Raw genomic sequence first — 16,799 nt, 5'->3', positions numbered from 1 at the left:
CGCGGGACGGGCGGGCCCGGGGCTCAGCCCTTCACGCGCCGCTGGCGCACGGCTTCGTACAGGCACACGCCGCTCGCGACCGACACGTTCAGGCTTTCCACGCTGCCGGCCATCGGGATGCTCATCACTTCGTCGCAGGTGTCGCGCGTGAGCCGGCGCATGCCTTCGCCTTCCGCGCCCATCACGAGCGCGACCGGGCCGTCGAGCTTCGTTTCGTAGAGCGTCGCCGGCGCCTCGTCCGACGTCCCGATGATCCACACGCCGGCTTCCTTCAGCTCGCGCAGCGCACGGGCGAGGTTCGTCACGGTGATGTAGGGCACGGTATCGGCTGCGCCGCTCGCCACCTTGGCGGCAGTCGCGTTCAGGCCGACCGCGCGATCGCGCGGCGCGATGACCGCGTGCGCGCCGGCCGAATCGGCGACCCGCAGGCAGGCGCCGAGATTGTGCGGATCGGTGACGCCGTCGAGCACGAGCAGCAGCGCAGGCCCGTTGATGCCGTCGAGCAGCTCGGACAGGTTCTGCGCGAGCGGCATGTCCTCGACGCGTGCGACGACGCCCTGGTGGCGCTCGGTATGCGCGAGACCCCACAGGCGCGTTTCGTCGGCTGCGATCAGCCGCACGCCCGCTTCCTTCGCGGCGTGCAGGAACTCCTGCATGCGGCGGTCGCGGCGCGTCTGGTCGTACAGCACCTCCGCCACCGTCGATGCATCGTGCCGCAAACGTGCGGTCACCGCATGAAAACCGTAAAGAACCTTCAGACGTGACATGACTGGAACAACCTTCGATCAAACAGGCGGCCGCGCGATTCGCGCAGCCGCGATCCATGGAAAAGGAAAGCGCCGCGTGGCCGGCCGATGGCCGATAACGCGGCGTCTTTCGATACTGCAGGGCGTGCGCACACGCCGCCCTGAACGCTCAGTACTTCTTGCGGGCGCGGGCCTTCTTCGCGGTCGGCTTCGCCGGCGCGCCGCCGCCACCGCCGCCCTTCTTCTTCGCGGCGCCACGTGCGGCGCGCGCTTCCTTCACCGCGACACTCGGCGCGCTCGCGGCCTTCTTGCCACGCGGCACGGTGTCCTCCACCGGCGGCAGCGCACGCACGCGCGGGCCGCTGCCGTTGCGATCGACGCCGGCAGCCGGTGCGGGCGACGGACGCGGCGCCTTCACCGGCGTATCGCGCACGAGGCGGAAATCGATCTTGCGCGCGTCGAGATCGACGCGGCTCACCTGCACGCGCACGCGGTCCGACAGGCGATAACGGATACCCGTGCGTTCGCCGCGCAGCTCGTTCTTGATCTCGTCGTACTGGAAGTAGTCGGAGCCGAGCTCCGTCACGTGCACGAGCCCTTCGATGAACAGCGTGTCGAGCTGCACGAAGATGCCGAACGACGTCACGCCGTTCACCATCCCGCCATACTCCTCGCCGAGCTTGTCGCGCATGAAGTAGCACTTGAGCCACGCCTCGACGTCGCGCGACGCCTCGTCCGCACGGCGCTCGTTCGCCGAGCAGTGCAGGCCGAGCTCCTCCCAGATTGCCGTGTTCGAACGCGAGCGGCCGCGCGCCTCGTCGTCGGCCTGCTGCATCGCGCGGGCGCGCGGCGACAGCGCGGTGTTCAGCTCGAAGCCTTCCGGCGCCTTCGGCACGTACTTCTTGCCGGACAGGATCGCGTAGATCGCGCGATGCGTGAGCAGGTCCGGGTAGCGGCGGATCGGGCTCGTGAAGTGCGCGTACGCCTCGTATGCGAGACCGAAGTGGCCGATGTTGTCCGGGCTGTAGACGGCCTGCTGCATCGAGCGCAGCAGCATCGGCTGTAGCATCTGCGCGTCCGGCCGGTCGCGGATCTGCGCCATCAGCGCCGCGTAGTCGCTCGCGTGCGGCTTGTCGCCGCCGCCGAGCGACAGGCCCATGCCGCGCAGGAACGCACGCAGGTTCTCGAGCTTCTCCGGCGTCGGCCCCGCGTGCACGCGGTACAGACCCGGATGCTTGTTGCGCTTCAGGAAATCGGCCGCGCAGACGTTCGCGGCCAGCATGCATTCCTCGATCAGCTTGTGCGCGTCGTTGCGCTGGCGCGGCACGATCTGCTCGATCTTGCCTTGCGAGTTGCAGACGATGTAGGTCTCGGTCGTGTCGAAATCGATCGCGCCGCGCTTTTGACGTGCGGCGAACAGCGACTTGTAGACGCCGTACAGATCCTGCAGGTGCGGCAGCAGATCCGCGCGGCGCGCGGCCTCCGGCCCCTTCGTGTTCGACAGCACGGCGGCGACTTCGGTGTACGTGAGGCGCGCCGCCGAATGGATCACGGCCGGATAGAACTGGTATGCCTTGATCTCGCCGCGCGCGGTGATCACCATGTCGCATGCGAGCACGCAGCGGTCGACCTGCGGGTTCAGCGAACAGAGCCCGTTCGACAGCTTCTCCGGCAGCATCGGGAGCACGCGGCGCGGGAAGTAGACCGACGTGCTGCGCTCGAGCGCGTCGGCATCGAGGCCGCTGCCCGGCTGGACGTAGTGCGACACGTCGGCGATCGCGACGATCAGCCGGTAGCCGTCGCCGCGACCGACCTTCACCGGCTCGCAATAGACGGCATCGTCGAAGTCGCGCGCATCCTCGCCGTCGATCGTCACGAGCGGCACGTCGCGCAAGTCGACGCGGAAACGCAGGTCGGCCGGACGCACCTTGTCGGGCAGCGCGGCGGCTTCGTCGAGCGCCGGCTGGCTGAACTCGTGCGGCACGCCGTACTTGCGCACCGCGATCTCGATTTCCATGCCCGGATCGTCGATATCGCCGAGCACCTCGACGACACGGCCGAGCGGCTGCGAATGGCGGCTCGGGAAATCGGTCAGCTCGACGACGACGACCTGCCCGACCTTCGCCTTCTTCACGTTCTGCGTGATCAGGATATCGTGGCCGATACGCTTGTCTTCCGGCGCGACGATCAGCGCACCGTTCTCGTTCAGCAGGCGGCCGATCACGCGCTTGTTCGCGCGCTCGGTGACTTCGACGACATGCCCTTCCGGGCGGCCGCGGCGATCGTAGCCGACGATCCGCGCGAGGACGCGATCGTTGTGCATCACCTTCTGCATTTCGCCGTTCGGGAGGAACAGGTCGTCCTGGCCGTCGTCGCGGATCACGAACCCGTAGCCGTCGCGATGCCCCTGCACACGCCCCGCGACGAAATTCGACGGATGGGTCAACTGATAGTGGCCGCGCTTGTCGAGGCGGATCTGGCCATCGCGCTCCATCGCGGCGACCCGTCGGAAGAACCCCTCGCGCTCCTGACGCTTGATCGACAGGGCTTCGGCGATGTCGTTGGCGGCTAGCGGCGCGTCGCTCGTACGCAGCACGCCGAGAATTTCTTCACGGCTCGGAATGGGGTACGGATATTTGCTCAAGGGTTTGTCGATGATGGGTTTCTCGGTTCAGCCGAACACCCTTGATTTCATTGATTTTTCTTTGAAATCAAAGGCATCCGACGTATTTTGGTATGTCTCGTCCTATCTCGTTTACCCTCGTACAGCCTTGTTTCTGAGGTGCCACGGTGCCAAAATTGGTGCCACGAAAATCATGGCACCTCGGGGAACAACATGGGCGCAATCACGCCACGCAAGAACAAGGATGGTAGCACTTCATACAAGGCTCAGGTGCGCATCCGCAAAGGCGGCAAGGTGCTGCATCAGGAAACGCAGACGTTCGCCCGCGAACAAGCGGCGCGTGTCTGGATCAAGAAGCGCGAGACGGAACTGGCCGATCCTGCGGGCCTGAAAAAGGCCATGGCGGACGATCCGCCCCTGAAAGACCTTATCAAAAGAGCCCGCGCCGAAACCAAGAAAAAATGGGGGTTGTCAAAAAACAACGTCCTCAAAATGATCGAGGAACATGCGTTCTCAGAGACGCGATGCTCCCATCTTGATAGCGCGGCATTTGTCAAGTTCATCGGCGGTCTTGGCGTTTCGCCATCAACAGCTGACAACTACTTTTCTCACATCGCCTCAATCTTGAAGATTGCGCGACCCGCGTGGGGCTATCCGGTCGATGAAAAGGCAGTTGATGATGCGCGAATCGTGATGCGGCGTATGGGGCTGATTGCCCGATCCAACACAAGAGACAGGCGCCCGACCCGGGACGAGATGAACAAGCTGATGGACTATTTCAGCAAATCCAACAGCACGCGCGGCGATACCGTTCCGATGACCTCGATTTGCCTCATGACGCTCTACTCTCTGCGTCGGTTGATCGAGATATGCAATATCACCTGGAACGATCTAGACATAGAAGGATGCCGGGTCATGGTGCGCGACCTGAAGCATCCGGAGGAAAAACAGGGCAACGACACTTGGTGTTACCTGACATCTGAGGCATTGCGAATCATACTCGCGCAACCGAAGATCGAGGGCGAACCACGAATATTCCCGTATGCGCCAAAATCGGCCAGCATGGCGTTCACCAACGCCGTGCAGGCCCTTGGCATCAATGACCTTGTGCTGACCGATCTGAGGCATGAGGGAGCGTCGCGATTATCGGAAATGGGCTGGACTATTCAACGCGTTTTATCCATTTCTGGACATCGTTCGTGGCAGACACTGAAGCGTTATACGCATGTCCGACAGATCGGAGATATTTGGGCTGACTGGGAATGGCTAGACAAGGTTGCGCCTCAAGCGGCTAGTTGATCGCGCTCTTTCACCGCCGCCGCTCGCTGCGCATCGATATAGTCCGCCAAGTCTTGCACATAGACTCCCTTCGCACACTTGGCACTTTTTTCGATTCGGACAAGCGGCAACGCGATCTCGCCAAGCGATATTTTGCGCAACAACTTGTCAAGCTCCAAATGTGAGAAGTATGACTTACGCACATCATCTATGGGGATAATCGCTCTGGCTCCAAATTCCGCCATAAGCAGGAATACGGTATTCATGTCGTCCTCGCAAAAAATCACCCTGGTAATCTGTTTATGCGGTCTATTCCATCCCGCCAATTTTTTTCCTGCTCCCGCTCAATCACCTTCCGCGCCTCATCAACTTCCCTACCATGGCGCACCTCTGTTTCAAGCGCCATGGCGAATTCACATTTGTCGCAGTGATGCTTCCATGGGACGCCGTGCTTGCAAGACTCATTCATACTGCACTCCGTCATACGCAAAGTCCCACTCATCGCACATATACTGTACGGCTCGCAAATCCTTCTCGGTTGGCACGTAGCCAGCCCGAACCCGAATCATCCCGCCGGGCCATCGAAAATTCCCGGCTAGCCATTCGAGCGCCGTAGAATCAGTCCACTCTTCCCTAAGTTCGTCAATTGCCTGTGGCATAACCCATTCCTCGCGTGTGATCTCTAAGATTCGTTGGAGCGTGGTGTGCATTCAGGATCCGCGTTTCCCGATTTCTGCTGCCGCCCTGACAATGGCTCGACGGACTGCGGACAAGGGATTTTCTCCATAGCTTTCTACGGCATAAGGTCGAGATTGCATCTTCAGATTTTCAGCTACGATGCCATTATCTAGATGCTTAATGTCGAGCTTTAGCCTCATCGCCAGCCGAATCGCGTCCCCGTCATTACCGAGCGGATCCCACAAGCATCCCCTGGCCGAACTCCAAAGATCTCCCGCAAACGAGCGTTCCTGATTGGCCGCCTTCGCAGCAAGTTCCAGCATCTCTTTGTCCGTCATTTCTGTTCTCCCTCACTAGCAGGGGTGCGGGCGCTCCAGCGACTGCACGCCGGCGAGCGCATACGAATGTCGGAACCCGGCCCACCGGTCCAGGCATGCTCCATGAGTGCGCATTTCCAGTAGACCCGTGCGCACATGCTGCCGGTCGAACGCTTGTGTGCGCACGTCTTGCAAGACTCGCCGGTAGGCCCGGTTCCGGGCGTGGCTGCGTAGCCTTTCGGTTGAGTCTGCTTGCGGCCCGGTGCCGCTTCGCTGATGCGCTCGACGATCTTCTCGCCGAAGAGGTCAACTGTTTCGCGGACGATCATCGTCTTCCCCTTGTCGTTGAGCGAGGGCGGCGTCAGTCCGTCTCTTCGATGCATGCCATTCACGATTTCTTTGCTTTGCGCACTCTCGACATACTCGGCGCCGACCTTTAGTTGGCTTAAGATTTTCACCCTCGAAGGCATGGCCGTTCTTGCAGTGAGAGTTCTTTTGCAGAGGCAACCTACATTTCTCGGCGGCATCCTTCAGGTTCTCTGAATTTGTTCCCAAAAATAGGTGGTTTGGGTTGACGCACGATGGGTTATCGCACCGATGGCAAACCATCAAGCCTTTTGGGGCTGACATTACATAGCGGGCGGCGATTACTTCCTTCTTCATAGATCTGTCATAGTAGTAGGCGCGATCGCCATTGCGACCTTTCTTGGTTCCCATCCAAATCCAACAATCATCAGGACCAAGGCGGATAGCAAAATTCCAGAATTCATGGTCATCAGGAAGCGACGTGCTCACTTCTTCTCTCCACTGGGGATGGTCTTGAGGGCGCGGATGCGCTCAGCACAAACATCAGCACCGTCCGATCGGCCTTGAACGTCAGGATCAGCGCGACCAGGTTCACTGCCTGTGTACGGTGCGCGTCCTTTGTAGAGGCTCCATTGATCCGCGGCGTACTCATCGCACACCTTCGCGCACTCCTCGATGATCGCCTCCCTGTCGGGAGTGGTGCGGCGGGCGGCTTGCCATACTTCCCATGCACCCTCAACTCGTGGGTTGGAGTATTTGCCGCTAGCACCTCGTTTCATGAGGAACGGTATCATTGCTCGGCATTCCGGCGGAACATCGCGCACCCACCACGCCTCAAACTCTTCTCTCTCAGTCACGTTGTGGCTCCTTGAGGCCGCGCCATTCCAGATCCTGGAAAATGCGTGGTTGTTTCGGGCTATCGAGATACATCCATCTTGCTCCATTCCAAATACAACGAAGCTCGCTCAATGGCATCCCAACTATGCGTGTTGGATAAATTCCCTCATGCACGGGTTTGACGTGATCCGGAAACCACTCTGTCAGCATGTCATCGGTGATCTTCATGGCTTGCTCCGGGTGAGGGCGTAGACGATGCGGCGGTCGGCGTAGCCGTACGATTGATAGTCGTCGTATGCATCCTTCGGCACATCGCCCCACACGGTTGCAGGAGTCTCCCAGCGCGTCTGATAGATCGGCTCCCCGCAAACCTTCTCCAGCACGGCGGCTTCAATGGCGGCGGTGAAAGCTTTCGCCCAGAGCGGCAGCAGGCCGTAGGGATTGGCAAAGTGCTTGGAATACAGCGCTTTGACCTCCTCGCGCGAAAGAATCGGATCACTCATGAGAGGCTCCTGTGCGGGCGGCATCTACGGCGGCGTCGAACGATTCGCCATACAGCACGTAGTCAACCTCCCATCGGCAATTGAGGTCGTCTCGGCTGTGAGTCGCGACGACTTGTCGGCTCAGCCATCGGTACCTTGAAGCGCAGAGCTTGTCGTCGTCCGTCACCTCGTCTCGCGGCTCCGGCATGCCGCAGACTTGCTCGATCGAGCGGCCGGTATCGCGGATATAGTTCGGCTCCGAGCATGCAGAACAGCGGTACGGTTTGTACCACTTGCGCGCTTCGGGCGAGAACTTCTGGTAGCGATCGTCCGTGATGTACTTCGTGTAGACCGGCGTCGTCGATTCCCATGCGATCGGCTCGTCTCGCGGCTCCGGCTGCACCGGATGTGCGGTCAGCACTTCTAGTAACCCATTCGCAGCAGCGGCATCTTCCGGGCCTCGACCGCGAAGCCTTTCTTCGGCTCGCTCGATCTTGTCGCGCTGGTCGTCGGTGAGAGAGGATCGCGGCTCCGGCTGCTGGGTGGCGAGAAGGGCTCTGGCACGTGCCAAGATGTCGTCACGCCATGCCGTTTCGCGCTTCCGGAATTCGCGTGATGCTGCGTAGTCGGACACGTCATCGATCAGATCTTGAAGAAGAGTGCGCGGAATTGCCACAGCGTCCGTCAGCGTCATATTCATGATCACCTCCCATGATTGGCGAACTCGCCATGAAGTAGATCGGCAGCGAGGCAGTAGAACTCGTAAGCCTGTTCTGCGGTGTCGAACGAGCCAAGGTGATATTTCCGACCGCGGCACCGGATCTGCGCAACAAATCTGTCGTTCGGCGTCCGGCTCACGCCTTTATAGCCGGTCGTATTGGTTTTCTGAGGGCCTTGGTTCCAGCCGTTTTGGGCTTTCGTGCAGAGGCGCAGATTGCATTTCCGGTTATCAAGCCTATTGCCGTTCGCATGGTCCACGATGCGGCCATCATGTCGATCAAGTCCCAGGATGAAGCGATGCATGAGAACCTCGAATCGGCGCCCATTTTCGAAAATGGCCCGCGTTGCGTAACCTCTCTTTATTACGTGCCACCAGAGACGCGAACATCGCTCAAAGTCTTCTGCATCGACCAGAATTTCTTGGCCGTTCGTGGACATGATGACTTTCGGCTCAGACGAATCGCCCATCATGCATCTCCCGAATCAGAGTCGCTCGTATCACGCGCGGTCCCGACAGGAGCGGATGCCGGGGCGGCGTTCTCGATCACCTCCAGCGCTTCGTTCCACGGGCAGTTCACGTTCGAGTGTTCGCCGATGTCCACGCCGAAATGCTTGGCAATGGCTGCGGCGAGCTTATCGGCTGCCTCGTGGTACTCGTCACGCTCGCGCAGCGTTTGATCCCAGAGTTGGTCATCGGTCGGCCATGCGGATGCTGGGGCAGGAGGGGGCGGGGCGAGATAGACGGGTACCAGACCGCCGACCCTTTTCGCGGACACTTCGCTGCGCGTGAAGTAGTTTCCGCCCTTTGGTTGCGCCCATCCGAACGGCGTCGCCACCGCTTCCACCGCCTGCACGGGCCTGATTCGGCCGAGGGCGATTGAGAACGGACGCACGGACGATGCCGATGCGCCGCCGTCGCGAAGCGCCTGCTGTTTCTGCTTGTTGGAGATCACGCGCCCATCGTCGGTTTCCCATGCGCGGACACCTTCCACCGCGCGCGCGTCTGCCGGCGCTGCCGCTGCATCTGCGGCCTGCGCCCGGTACAGGTCAAGTTCGAGGCGAAGTTTTGCGGCTTCCTCGGGCAGTTTCTGGAGCGTTTCAGCGGCAGGGCGATCAGCTTCCTCGCCAAGGAGTGCCGACGCGACGCCCGCCAGCACCGTGCTCAGGCGCTCGATGACGTACTTGTCCTCTGCCGCTGCATCTGCGGAGGGAGGCGAGATAGGCACGACGCGCCAGCCATGCTGTTCGTATCCCAGCAATCCTTCGACGGTCGGTTTATAACCATCGATCCGCGCCCAAGCCTTGATACACGACGCTTCCGTCGCAACGACGACTCCTTGTGGATTGATGAGGCTCCAGCGGTCTGCCCCTCCCGCCACATCAGTGCGAGGGGCGCGAGCCTCTCGCAACGCCTTTGCGGCTTCCATGCAAATTGAAAAATCCGGGTGTCGTCCTGCGAGCAACAGGCGACCAATGAGATCGTCATGCGAGTTGCCTTCTGCCCCCCCCCCCCCCGTCGCATTGGGCGACGAGTCACAAAACGCAACCGGCTGCACCTTCCACCCTTCCGACAGTTGATCGTATTTCCCGTCAAAGTCGTTCGTGAAGCGCGAAATGTGACCCGTCGGTGAAATCCACACCCACCCGACAGGCTTTGCATTGGGCGACGAGGCGCGGGCGTCGCGCTCGACCATGCGGGCGAAATTGCGGATTTCAGCGTTGCAAGAATTCCGATCTTCGACGCCGTTGAAGCGCTGGCACCACAACGCGTCGATGCGTTCATCGGTCAATGTCGCCGGGATGGCCGGGGCGGCTCCCGGTGCGTTCAGGTAGACGGGCACATAGATGTCGCTGCGCCGACGGGCAAAAATTTGGGTCTGCGTGAAGTCGAAGCCGTGCTCGCAGATTTCTCTAACCGCATTTTTGTGGACGTAGAACGCCGCCCGCTCGTCTGCCGCTGGCGGTTCGGGCTGCTCGCCCTTCAGCCGCTGCATGATCTGCGCATCACGATCCGCTATATCAAACGAGGTGATGCCCAGTAACTGGGCCAGTCGATGCCCGTGCTCTGCCACAAAGCGCGCCTCTACATCATCTGCCGCTGGCGGTTCGGGCTGCGCTTGGCGAGGCGACATGTTATCGTCAACGCACTTGTTGCCGAGCTGGCAGCGCACGCGATAGCAGCCCTTCGGATCGTCGGCATGGACGCACGGCGCTGCTTCGTGCTGCTCGACAGATTGCAAAATAAGCGATCGAACAAGTGCTTTCAGGCCATGGTCATCAAAGCACCAATCAATGCCGTTAGCGAGATCAAGTCGATACAGGTTCGCCTCGGCTTCAATCTGTTCGTCGGTCAGCGCATCAGCGCTCTTGTCGGTGGTCATGGTCATTCGCTCCAGTAGGACATTTCTTCCCAAGCGGCGTCAGTCGGGCTGAAGCCTTCGGCGGCGTATTGGTCGTGGCACGACTGGGCGACATCCCATGCTTGGCGTAACGACATGCCTCCATGGCGGCGTAACGCACGAGCGCAGCGCAACGTCCAGATGAATCGGCGGATAGCGGTGGTCATGGTGGTGGTCCTCAGGTGGTCAGGATGTATCGCGCGGCGAGGATGAATTGCGTCGCCGGGCGCGTGTCGATGGCGTTTCCGAGGGCGCGCAACTTAGCCACTCGGGCGGGTATCCCATTTCCCAGCCAGCGAACTCGGGGTGGAGGGAGCCGCCGCCACTTTCCGTCGGGGCATTCGACGTATTGGCAACCATCGATACTTGCGACGGCAGCGGAGAACCCCCGGCTCCGAAACTCATGTTCGGTCCACCCTTCCCCCCATCCGAAGCTCGAATCGTCGACCACATCGCGATCAGCACGTTCTGCAACGTGACTTGTGCTTTCGAGCCGTCCGGCTTGCGGCCTGACATCGACGTCCCCTCTGGAACCGTCTGGCCGCCGCTCGGCGTTGTGGCCGTCGGATAGAGGGCCAGCAGGATCTTGCGAAGCGCAACCTGTCCCGCGCTGTTGCCGGCCTCGTTGTTGCCGTCGCGCGCCGGAGCGTTGCTGGTCATCGTGGGCCACAAACCAAAAACGATCTCGAAAGTGCTCCGCACCCGCGCTCGCGGCTTCGATAGGCATTGCCCCCACGGCGTATTCCAGGGCTTCCAGGTTATTGCGCACGAGACGGAGCCAGTCAGTCGCTGCCGCAACCTGCTCTCCAAAGATCGTTGCAGGACGTCGCTGTTTGATGAGCCAGTACCAGTGAGGCCAGAGGTGTCGCGGGTCATCAAACCCAAGTCCCTTGCCTGCGAGGGAGAAAGGTTGGCAGGGACAACTGCCGGTCCAAACAGGTCGTTCGTCGGGCCATCCAGCCACGCGCAGCGCGCGTGACCATCCGCCAAGGCCGGCGAAGAAATGGCACTGGTCGTAGGCTCGCAGGTCATCAGGTCGGACATCCTCAATGCTCCGTTCGTCGACGTCGCCAGGTGCGATGTGCCCGGCGGCAATCAGGTTGCGCAGCCATTGCGCTGCATACGGGTCGATCTCGTTGTAGTACGCGGCCACGTTGGCGCATCCTCTGTTAAGTGGTCAGCCTCAAAAGAGCGGGCCCGGGAATGCGGCCCTTCCAAGGGGGTCTACTCAAATCGCCGCAAATTCGACACCGAGTTCCTGCGCTGCATGGCACTCGATGCGCGTCACGAAATTGGCGAACTGCTCTTTCGTCATCTGGCTCGATCCGACCGGCACAAGGCCGCGCGGGCCTTCCTGCTTCGGTGCGTAGAGGTCGAGATAGTGGGCGTACCAAGCTTCCTTGGTGAACCTCTTGCCTTCCAGTTCCACTTGATCGGCAATCTCGGTCAGGAGGACCCAGAGAAGCCGATTTTGCTCGCTGGACCTCTTAGCCTGGTATTCATCCACCGTGACCATCAGGGGCTTTCCGGCTGCCGCCATGGGTCCAGCAAGCGCCTTGATGTAGCTCACGAGCGCGTGGCCGTGTTCCGGTGAGCGGAGAACGAATACCTTGCTCATTTCTTACCTCCCCAAGCTGATTCCCAAAGCTCGTCTTTCTGCGCTTTCAGTTCTTTCGCGATGACTGCCGTTTCTCGAATTCCTGACAGCAGGATGGCGATCTCATCGATCAACTGGATCCGATCTTCGTCGTTCTGCAACGCATGGCGCAGTGAATCGCAGGCAACCTGTACCTTCGCTTGCAGGTGCGACATGGTTGTTTTGTATTCGCCGTTCACCGTCGCGTATTGGCCTCGCGCCAGGATCACAGCAGGTTCGATTTCGGTCAGATCCATCACGCAGCCTTTTTCAGTTCGCCCATGCGCTTGTTGAATGCTTGGCGTACTTCCTTCTGAGCTTCAACGGACAGGCCGTTCATGATTCCGACCAACTCAGGTACCGTCTTCGCATCTTTGATCGCGATCTGAACATCGGATGCGCTTGCTGGATTGTCGTCAGCCGGTTGTGACGTGCCGCTCGGACGCGATCCAGCATTGCCATCGTCGTCGTCCTGATAGACGCCCGTGATAGCTGCCAGCGCATACCGGCGTGCATACGTCATGGCCGAACCAAACCCCTGCGGATCAGGTTTCGGCAGAGGCATTACAAGCGTATCCTCGATCCACTCGCCCGACTCGTGCATCAGACGCGTGGACAGGTGCAGCTTCCCGTCGTCAGAAGGGGAGGCCGTCTGGATGAACACAATCCCCGCTTCGTTCAATGCTGGCTTCACGGCGTCCACGACCGATCCGAGGTCCGCGTACTTGTTCTTGAAGTGCGGGTTCGTCGCATCCTTCGACGCGAACGTGATCGCCTTCTGAGCTACCAGAAGTGCCGCCGCCATCTTGGTTATGCTTTCGCTCGTTTTCATGATGTGCTCGCTGTTGCTCAAACCAGAAAAGTTGTTCCTCAATCTCTTCCTGCTGTCGCCAATCTGCTCCGTGTGTCATGTCGGACTCCGCCACACGACAGGCTGATCCACATACGCCGGATCAGCGGGAAGTACGAGCCAGAACAAGAACAGCAGAATCCATCCGGCGAAGACCTTGGTCAGGTCGTGGGTGAGGATCTTCTTCATTGCCTCGCCTCCTTTCGAATTGAGCGCCGGTATGTTCCGAACAACAAGCCTGGCGCTTCATGTGAGTATTCGCGCGCTGTGTCGATGCAGCATTCATGCAGGTTGTGGTGCTCCCAGCAGAAACACGGCACATGAGCTCGCACAAACTCGCGCATGTTCACGCACTGCTGACACGTTTTGATCCGGTCCAAATAGCCGTCCCAAATGCCAAAAGTGTGTTCGTATTGCTGACCGGGCTTGATCATCGATCCGCACTCTGCGCACCTATGCTCCTTCCGTGCCTTCCGCGTTTCTTGGACGTAGACAGACGGCATGCCGTAATCGCAGTAGCACTCGCTCATACCGCCCCCGCCAAAACGTCAGTGAACTGAACGGTCACACAAGCCACGATCAACACGCAGCAGATCGCGGCCAACCCTTGGTGCACTCGACGGCAGTCCTTTAAAAGCTGGTTGTCGTCAGAAGTACGGTTAAGGCTGTTGAGAGGGGCGCGCATCATGCCTCCTTAGCCGCTTCGATGGCTGCGCGAGCGTACTCACGCATCTCGTCTTCATCGAACCATGGCCCAACGTCATACAACTTCGGCTGGCGACCTTCAGGCAGCGGCGGAAGTGCTTCGTCGCTTTCCTTGAGCGCTTGCTCACGCATCCATGCACTTTCGAGTTCTTCGTATGGCACGTCGTCCGGTACAAGCTCGTCAGCAACGCCGCGCAGCATTTGCGCGAATTCCTCACGCTCGTCTTTCCCCATCAACCCAAGTTCGATGTGTGCGTTACCGATAGTCACAGACACGTCGAAATAATCCGGAGAAATACGTCGAACGTTTATCTTCACAGCACACCTCCGTTGATCGTTATGCCACGCACCGGCTCCGGCGCAGCCTTGCGGCCGGCCTTGATCAGCGCTGAGTCGAGCATGGCCCGAACGCCAGATGTAAGCAGCGGCTTTTTCATGCGCTCGCGCGCTGCGTCATCCTCGGCGGCGATCATTTCGAGGGCGAGAATCGCATCCGAAGCAGCCGCGAATTCCTTCGCACGGTTCTTCGCGGTAATCTCTGCGAGCTCGCGATCCGCCGCGGTCCGATTCCGCATATCGAGCCACGATTCGCCATCGAGCCGTGCTTCATCCGGGTACTTCACCCAGACCGTTGCGATGAGCGCGCCGTCTTCGAGGCAAACGCACTCGTTATCGGCGACGAGCGGCGTGTGCTTGATCTCGTTCATGCTTCACCTCGCGCGCGGATCATGGCGTCGGCGTATTCGTAGGCGAGATCGCAACGAATCTCGACATCCGAGCGAATCGTCGGCTTATGCGCTTCGTTGTACGGGTTGCGGTTATGGTCACACCGGCGCTCCATCGCCATGCGTTCGGAAGTCGGCTCCGGGGCGCGGATCGCGAAATAGTCGCGGATCGTCATGCCCTGCGGCGCTTCGTTGATCGTCCCTGGTCGCGGGTTCGTGTGGCACGGAAACGCCGGGCCGCCGTCGTTGATCTTTTCCATTTGGTCCCTCGTTGTGGTGTCAGTTACTGCCAAACGAACTTTCTGTCTTGCCAATCCACCTGATCCGTTCGAACATGGATACGATGACCATCCCGGCATACGTATTCCACCAGCATCAGGACTGCGAACTGAAGGTAAAAGAATGTGGTCACGTAGCCGGTGCGCATGATCTATCTCTCGTCAAAATCAATCGCGGCAGCGAGTTCGAGATCGCCTTCGGTGCAGCAGTGCGTCTCGCGCGAGCTGTACACCGTCCGTTGTTCGCGCTGGATCGCCATGATCTCCAGCGCTGCTTCGTGGCTGCTGAATTCTCCAAGCCAGCGGTCGCCATTCACACCTGAGTAGAGCGTCCCGCCGTTCACTACTAGGGGTTGGGTCCAGTCCATCTCATGCCTCCATTAACTCCACGCCAGCAGCCAATGCTTGTCGCGTCATATCTGCTGTGTCCCGTCCACCGGGGAACGTGATCACCAAATCTGGTTTATACGAAAGCATCTTTGCGTTTCGGATAGGCCCTGCCGCCCGACCATGTGCCGACCAATCAGCATTAACAGTCAGGTAATCGACTTTCCTCCACTTTGCCCATTTCATTGCCAGCATGTCAGCCCCAACGGCGCCCCCATGAATAAGCAGAGAAATTGGCTCCTTCTGGTGCTGCTCATCCAGCACGGAAAAAAGACGATCCGCATCTTCATAATCTCGACCACCGCATACGATGACTTTCATCGTGATCCTCTTCAAACCGCCAGATCGCGAACCGACTCGGCCGCAATCTGCTCGTTCATCGTGTCGATTTCGCGCTTCACCAACCGGTCGTGCAGATCCCAAATGATTCTGCCGATCAGCACGAGATTCGCGTTAGTGTCGTCCTCGACCAGAAGCTCGAATAGCTTCGTCTCGGCCTTGTTGTCCGCGTCCAGCTCGTCGTACAGCTCGTGACGGGCAAGCTTCCGTGCCACCTCGCGTTCCAGCTCGCGCGGATCGACCGTGAAGCCAACGCGGAAGTTTTCGATCGCGCCCATGCCGCCCTCCCCTATCGCAAATTCCGCTTTCGCCACTCAGCGATAAGCGCATCCAGTTCTGCCCCAACCGCCTCTCTCGCATACTTCTCGTCGCGCCAACGGTTGCCGTCTGCGAGTTCGTAGCGGCGACGGGCATTCGAAGCCACGTTGATTTGCGCCAGCAATTCGCGTCGGCTCATGGTTGTGATGTTCATGCGGGCGCTCCCGTCAATGGGTTATACGTTCCTCGCTTCGGCGCATTGTCACGGTGCACTAGGTACCGTGTCCCGAGCGCTTCGATCTGTTTGAAACGCTGGAATTCGTAGATGGCATCGCGACGCTCTACATCGCTCAAGCCGGTATCGAAATTCTTGATGTCCGTGTTCTTCGCAATCATCTCGCTCTCCTAGTTCCGCGTCACATACAGTTCAACGAATCGAATAGCCTGATACATGCAGAACGATCCGACGATCAGGTTTGCCACGATTGCTGCGTAGAAGCGCAGCCAGAAACCGCCAAAGCAGCGATTGATCACGATTTTCATATTCACCTCGTATTAACAACATGCCCGCAGAACAAGGCGCACTGCACGCGGGCTTCGTTGCAGCAGGCGAGTTCGGAAAGCGTCATCACGCGGGCGACCCCGCGAACAGTTACTAAGAACCGCAAGTGTCCGTCAAGACTAGCGGTCGCCGCGCGGTGCAGGGCTTTGGTGGGATGCATGTCATACCTCGATCACTTCGCCTTCCTCATTCAATGCATACCAGGTATCGACCTTCACGCCATCTCGGCCTACGATCAGTGCACGCGCGTGAAGAATGCGTCCGTAGTCGTCGCCATCTGCCTCCGCGTCGCGATAGATCAGAAATAGTGCTGCGCCGTCGATGCCGCGCGCACGACCATTGAAACCAGAAGCCATCGCGGCAGAATGCCGGCCGCTGGCCGTTGCCGCGCCGCTGTAGCCGCTGGCCGTTGCCGCGCCGCTGTAGCCGCTGGCCGTTGCCGCGCCGCTGTAGCCGCTGGCCGTTGCCGCGCCGCTGTCGCCGCTGGCCGTTGCCGCGCCTCTGTCGCCGCTGGCCGTTGCCGCGCCTCTGTCGCCGCTGGCCGTTGCCGCGCCTCTGTCGCCGCTGGCCGTTGCCGCGCCGCTGTCGCCGCTGGCCGTTGCCGCGCCGCTGTCGCCGCTGGCCGTTGCCGCGCCTCTGTCGCCGCTGGCCGTTGCCGCGCCGCTGTAGCCGC

The 16,799-nt window shown here is 60.1% G+C and carries 27 protein-coding genes and 2 pseudogenes; 1 reads left to right on the top strand and 28 read right to left on the bottom strand.

What is annotated here, in order from left to right:
* Positions 1 to 23: 23 nt before the first annotated feature.
* Positions 24 to 767, bottom strand: a complete 744-nt coding sequence (gene rlmB / locus QZM15_RS33065; RefSeq protein WP_006484150.1) for a 23S rRNA (guanosine(2251)-2'-O)-methyltransferase RlmB — start codon at positions 765 to 767, stop codon at positions 24 to 26.
* A 148-nt stretch (positions 768 to 915) separates the two neighbouring features.
* A complete protein-coding gene (gene rnr, locus QZM15_RS33060) occupies positions 916 to 3,390 on the bottom strand; it encodes a ribonuclease R (protein ID WP_302107979.1) in 2,475 nt (824 codons plus the stop codon).
* Positions 3,391 to 3,582: 192 nt separating this feature from the next.
* Here rnr and QZM15_RS33055 point away from each other — a divergent pair, with 192 nt between their 5' ends.
* Positions 3,583 to 4,668 carry a site-specific integrase gene (locus QZM15_RS33055; protein WP_302107978.1) on the top strand — a complete coding sequence of 362 codons (1,086 nt, stop codon included), beginning with the start codon at positions 3,583 to 3,585 and terminating at the stop codon, positions 4,666 to 4,668.
* Here the strand turns inward: QZM15_RS33055 and QZM15_RS33050 are convergent.
* The 26 genes and pseudogenes from QZM15_RS33050 to QZM15_RS32925 form a co-directional block, all read right to left on the bottom strand.
* Entirely contained in the window at positions 4,653 to 4,913 is a 261-nt protein-coding gene (locus tag QZM15_RS33050; RefSeq protein WP_302107977.1) for a pyocin activator PrtN family protein, read from the bottom strand. The genes QZM15_RS33055 and QZM15_RS33050 overlap by 16 nt on opposite strands.
* A gap of 444 nt (positions 4,914 to 5,357) precedes the next feature.
* Entirely contained in the window at positions 5,358 to 5,663 is a 306-nt protein-coding gene (locus QZM15_RS33045) for a hypothetical protein (protein WP_302107976.1), read from the bottom strand.
* Positions 5,660 to 6,112, bottom strand: a complete 453-nt coding sequence (locus tag QZM15_RS33040) for a hypothetical protein (protein ID WP_302107990.1) — start codon at positions 6,110 to 6,112, stop codon at positions 5,660 to 5,662. Before QZM15_RS33040 ends, QZM15_RS33045 begins: the two co-directional genes overlap by 4 nt.
* Before the next feature lie 73 nt (positions 6,113 to 6,185).
* A pseudogene (locus tag QZM15_RS33035) lies at positions 6,186 to 6,272 on the bottom strand (HNH endonuclease); the annotation flags it as partial.
* A gap of 161 nt (positions 6,273 to 6,433) precedes the next feature.
* Positions 6,434 to 6,805: a hypothetical protein gene (locus QZM15_RS33030; RefSeq protein ID WP_302107975.1), complete on the bottom strand. Its 372-nt coding sequence runs from the start codon at positions 6,803 to 6,805 to the stop codon at positions 6,434 to 6,436.
* Positions 6,798 to 7,013 carry a hypothetical protein gene (locus QZM15_RS33025; protein ID WP_302107974.1) on the bottom strand — a complete coding sequence of 72 codons (216 nt, stop codon included), beginning with the start codon at positions 7,011 to 7,013 and terminating at the stop codon, positions 6,798 to 6,800. Before QZM15_RS33025 ends, QZM15_RS33030 begins: the two co-directional genes overlap by 8 nt.
* Positions 7,010 to 7,288 (bottom strand): hypothetical protein, encoded by a 279-nt coding sequence (locus QZM15_RS33020; RefSeq protein ID WP_302107973.1) that lies wholly within the window; start codon positions 7,286 to 7,288, stop codon positions 7,010 to 7,012. Before QZM15_RS33020 ends, QZM15_RS33025 begins: the two co-directional genes overlap by 4 nt.
* A complete protein-coding gene (locus QZM15_RS33015; protein ID WP_302107972.1) occupies positions 7,281 to 7,967 on the bottom strand; it encodes a hypothetical protein in 687 nt (228 codons plus the stop codon). The genes QZM15_RS33020 and QZM15_RS33015 overlap by 8 nt, the downstream gene beginning before the upstream one ends.
* 2 nt (positions 7,968 to 7,969) lie before the next feature.
* Entirely contained in the window at positions 7,970 to 8,458 is a 489-nt protein-coding gene (locus QZM15_RS33010; protein ID WP_302107971.1) for an HNH endonuclease, read from the bottom strand.
* Complete coding sequence (locus QZM15_RS33005) at positions 8,455 to 10,368, bottom strand: hypothetical protein (protein WP_302107970.1); 1,914 nt, start codon at positions 10,366 to 10,368, stop codon at positions 8,455 to 8,457. The genes QZM15_RS33010 and QZM15_RS33005 overlap by 4 nt, the downstream gene beginning before the upstream one ends.
* A 2-nt stretch (positions 10,369 to 10,370) precedes the next feature.
* A complete protein-coding gene (locus tag QZM15_RS33000; protein WP_302107969.1) occupies positions 10,371 to 10,553 on the bottom strand; it encodes a hypothetical protein in 183 nt (60 codons plus the stop codon).
* 11 nt (positions 10,554 to 10,564) lie between these two features.
* Entirely contained in the window at positions 10,565 to 11,539 is a 975-nt protein-coding gene (locus QZM15_RS32995; protein ID WP_302107968.1) for a DNA cytosine methyltransferase, read from the bottom strand.
* A gap of 75 nt (positions 11,540 to 11,614) precedes the next feature.
* Positions 11,615 to 12,004 (bottom strand): recombination protein NinB, encoded by a 390-nt coding sequence (locus tag QZM15_RS32990; RefSeq protein WP_302107967.1) that lies wholly within the window; start codon positions 12,002 to 12,004, stop codon positions 11,615 to 11,617.
* Positions 12,001 to 12,279 carry a hypothetical protein gene (locus QZM15_RS32985; protein ID WP_302107966.1) on the bottom strand — a complete coding sequence of 93 codons (279 nt, stop codon included), beginning with the start codon at positions 12,277 to 12,279 and terminating at the stop codon, positions 12,001 to 12,003. Before QZM15_RS32985 ends, QZM15_RS32990 begins: the two co-directional genes overlap by 4 nt.
* Complete coding sequence (locus tag QZM15_RS32980; RefSeq protein WP_302107965.1) at positions 12,279 to 12,854, bottom strand: ERF family protein; 576 nt, start codon at positions 12,852 to 12,854, stop codon at positions 12,279 to 12,281. Before QZM15_RS32980 ends, QZM15_RS32985 begins: the two co-directional genes overlap by 1 nt.
* A gap of 75 nt (positions 12,855 to 12,929) precedes the next feature.
* Entirely contained in the window at positions 12,930 to 13,061 is a 132-nt protein-coding gene (locus QZM15_RS32975) for a hypothetical protein (protein WP_302107964.1), read from the bottom strand.
* A 495-nt stretch (positions 13,062 to 13,556) separates the two neighbouring features.
* Positions 13,557 to 13,895: a hypothetical protein gene (locus QZM15_RS32970; RefSeq protein ID WP_302107963.1), complete on the bottom strand. Its 339-nt coding sequence runs from the start codon at positions 13,893 to 13,895 to the stop codon at positions 13,557 to 13,559.
* Positions 13,892 to 14,284, bottom strand: coding sequence for a hypothetical protein (locus tag QZM15_RS32965; protein ID WP_302107962.1), 393 nt, complete (start codon positions 14,282 to 14,284; stop codon positions 13,892 to 13,894). The genes QZM15_RS32970 and QZM15_RS32965 overlap by 4 nt, the downstream gene beginning before the upstream one ends.
* The gene (locus tag QZM15_RS32960; protein WP_302107961.1) at positions 14,281 to 14,562 is read right to left on the bottom strand and encodes a hypothetical protein; all 282 of its coding nucleotides are present in this window, start codon (positions 14,560 to 14,562) and stop codon (positions 14,281 to 14,283) included. The genes QZM15_RS32965 and QZM15_RS32960 overlap by 4 nt, the downstream gene beginning before the upstream one ends.
* 170 nt (positions 14,563 to 14,732) lie before the next feature.
* A complete protein-coding gene (locus QZM15_RS32955; protein ID WP_302107960.1) occupies positions 14,733 to 14,948 on the bottom strand; it encodes a hypothetical protein in 216 nt (71 codons plus the stop codon).
* A 1-nt stretch (position 14,949) separates the two neighbouring features.
* Entirely contained in the window at positions 14,950 to 15,288 is a 339-nt protein-coding gene (locus QZM15_RS32950; RefSeq protein ID WP_302107959.1) for a DUF2493 domain-containing protein, read from the bottom strand.
* An 11-nt stretch (positions 15,289 to 15,299) separates the two neighbouring features.
* The gene (locus tag QZM15_RS32945) at positions 15,300 to 15,584 is read right to left on the bottom strand and encodes a hypothetical protein (protein WP_302107958.1); all 285 of its coding nucleotides are present in this window, start codon (positions 15,582 to 15,584) and stop codon (positions 15,300 to 15,302) included.
* Positions 15,585 to 15,595: 11 nt separating this feature from the next.
* Entirely contained in the window at positions 15,596 to 15,778 is a 183-nt protein-coding gene (locus QZM15_RS32940; RefSeq protein WP_302107957.1) for a hypothetical protein, read from the bottom strand.
* The gene (locus tag QZM15_RS32935) at positions 15,775 to 15,960 is read right to left on the bottom strand and encodes a hypothetical protein (protein ID WP_302107956.1); all 186 of its coding nucleotides are present in this window, start codon (positions 15,958 to 15,960) and stop codon (positions 15,775 to 15,777) included. The genes QZM15_RS32940 and QZM15_RS32935 overlap by 4 nt, the downstream gene beginning before the upstream one ends.
* A gap of 9 nt (positions 15,961 to 15,969) precedes the next feature.
* Positions 15,970 to 16,107 carry a hypothetical protein gene (locus QZM15_RS32930; protein ID WP_302107955.1) on the bottom strand — a complete coding sequence of 46 codons (138 nt, stop codon included), beginning with the start codon at positions 16,105 to 16,107 and terminating at the stop codon, positions 15,970 to 15,972.
* Positions 16,108 to 16,287: 180 nt separating this feature from the next.
* Positions 16,288 to 16,799: pseudogene (locus QZM15_RS32925) on the bottom strand (hypothetical protein); the annotation flags it as partial.

Source organism: Burkholderia sp. AU44665 (assembly GCF_030504405.1).
GTDB lineage: Bacteria > Pseudomonadota > Gammaproteobacteria > Burkholderiales > Burkholderiaceae > Burkholderia > Burkholderia semiarida.
The sequence above is the reverse complement of the archived record's forward strand: the minus strand, read 5'-3'. Positions and strand labels throughout refer to the sequence as shown.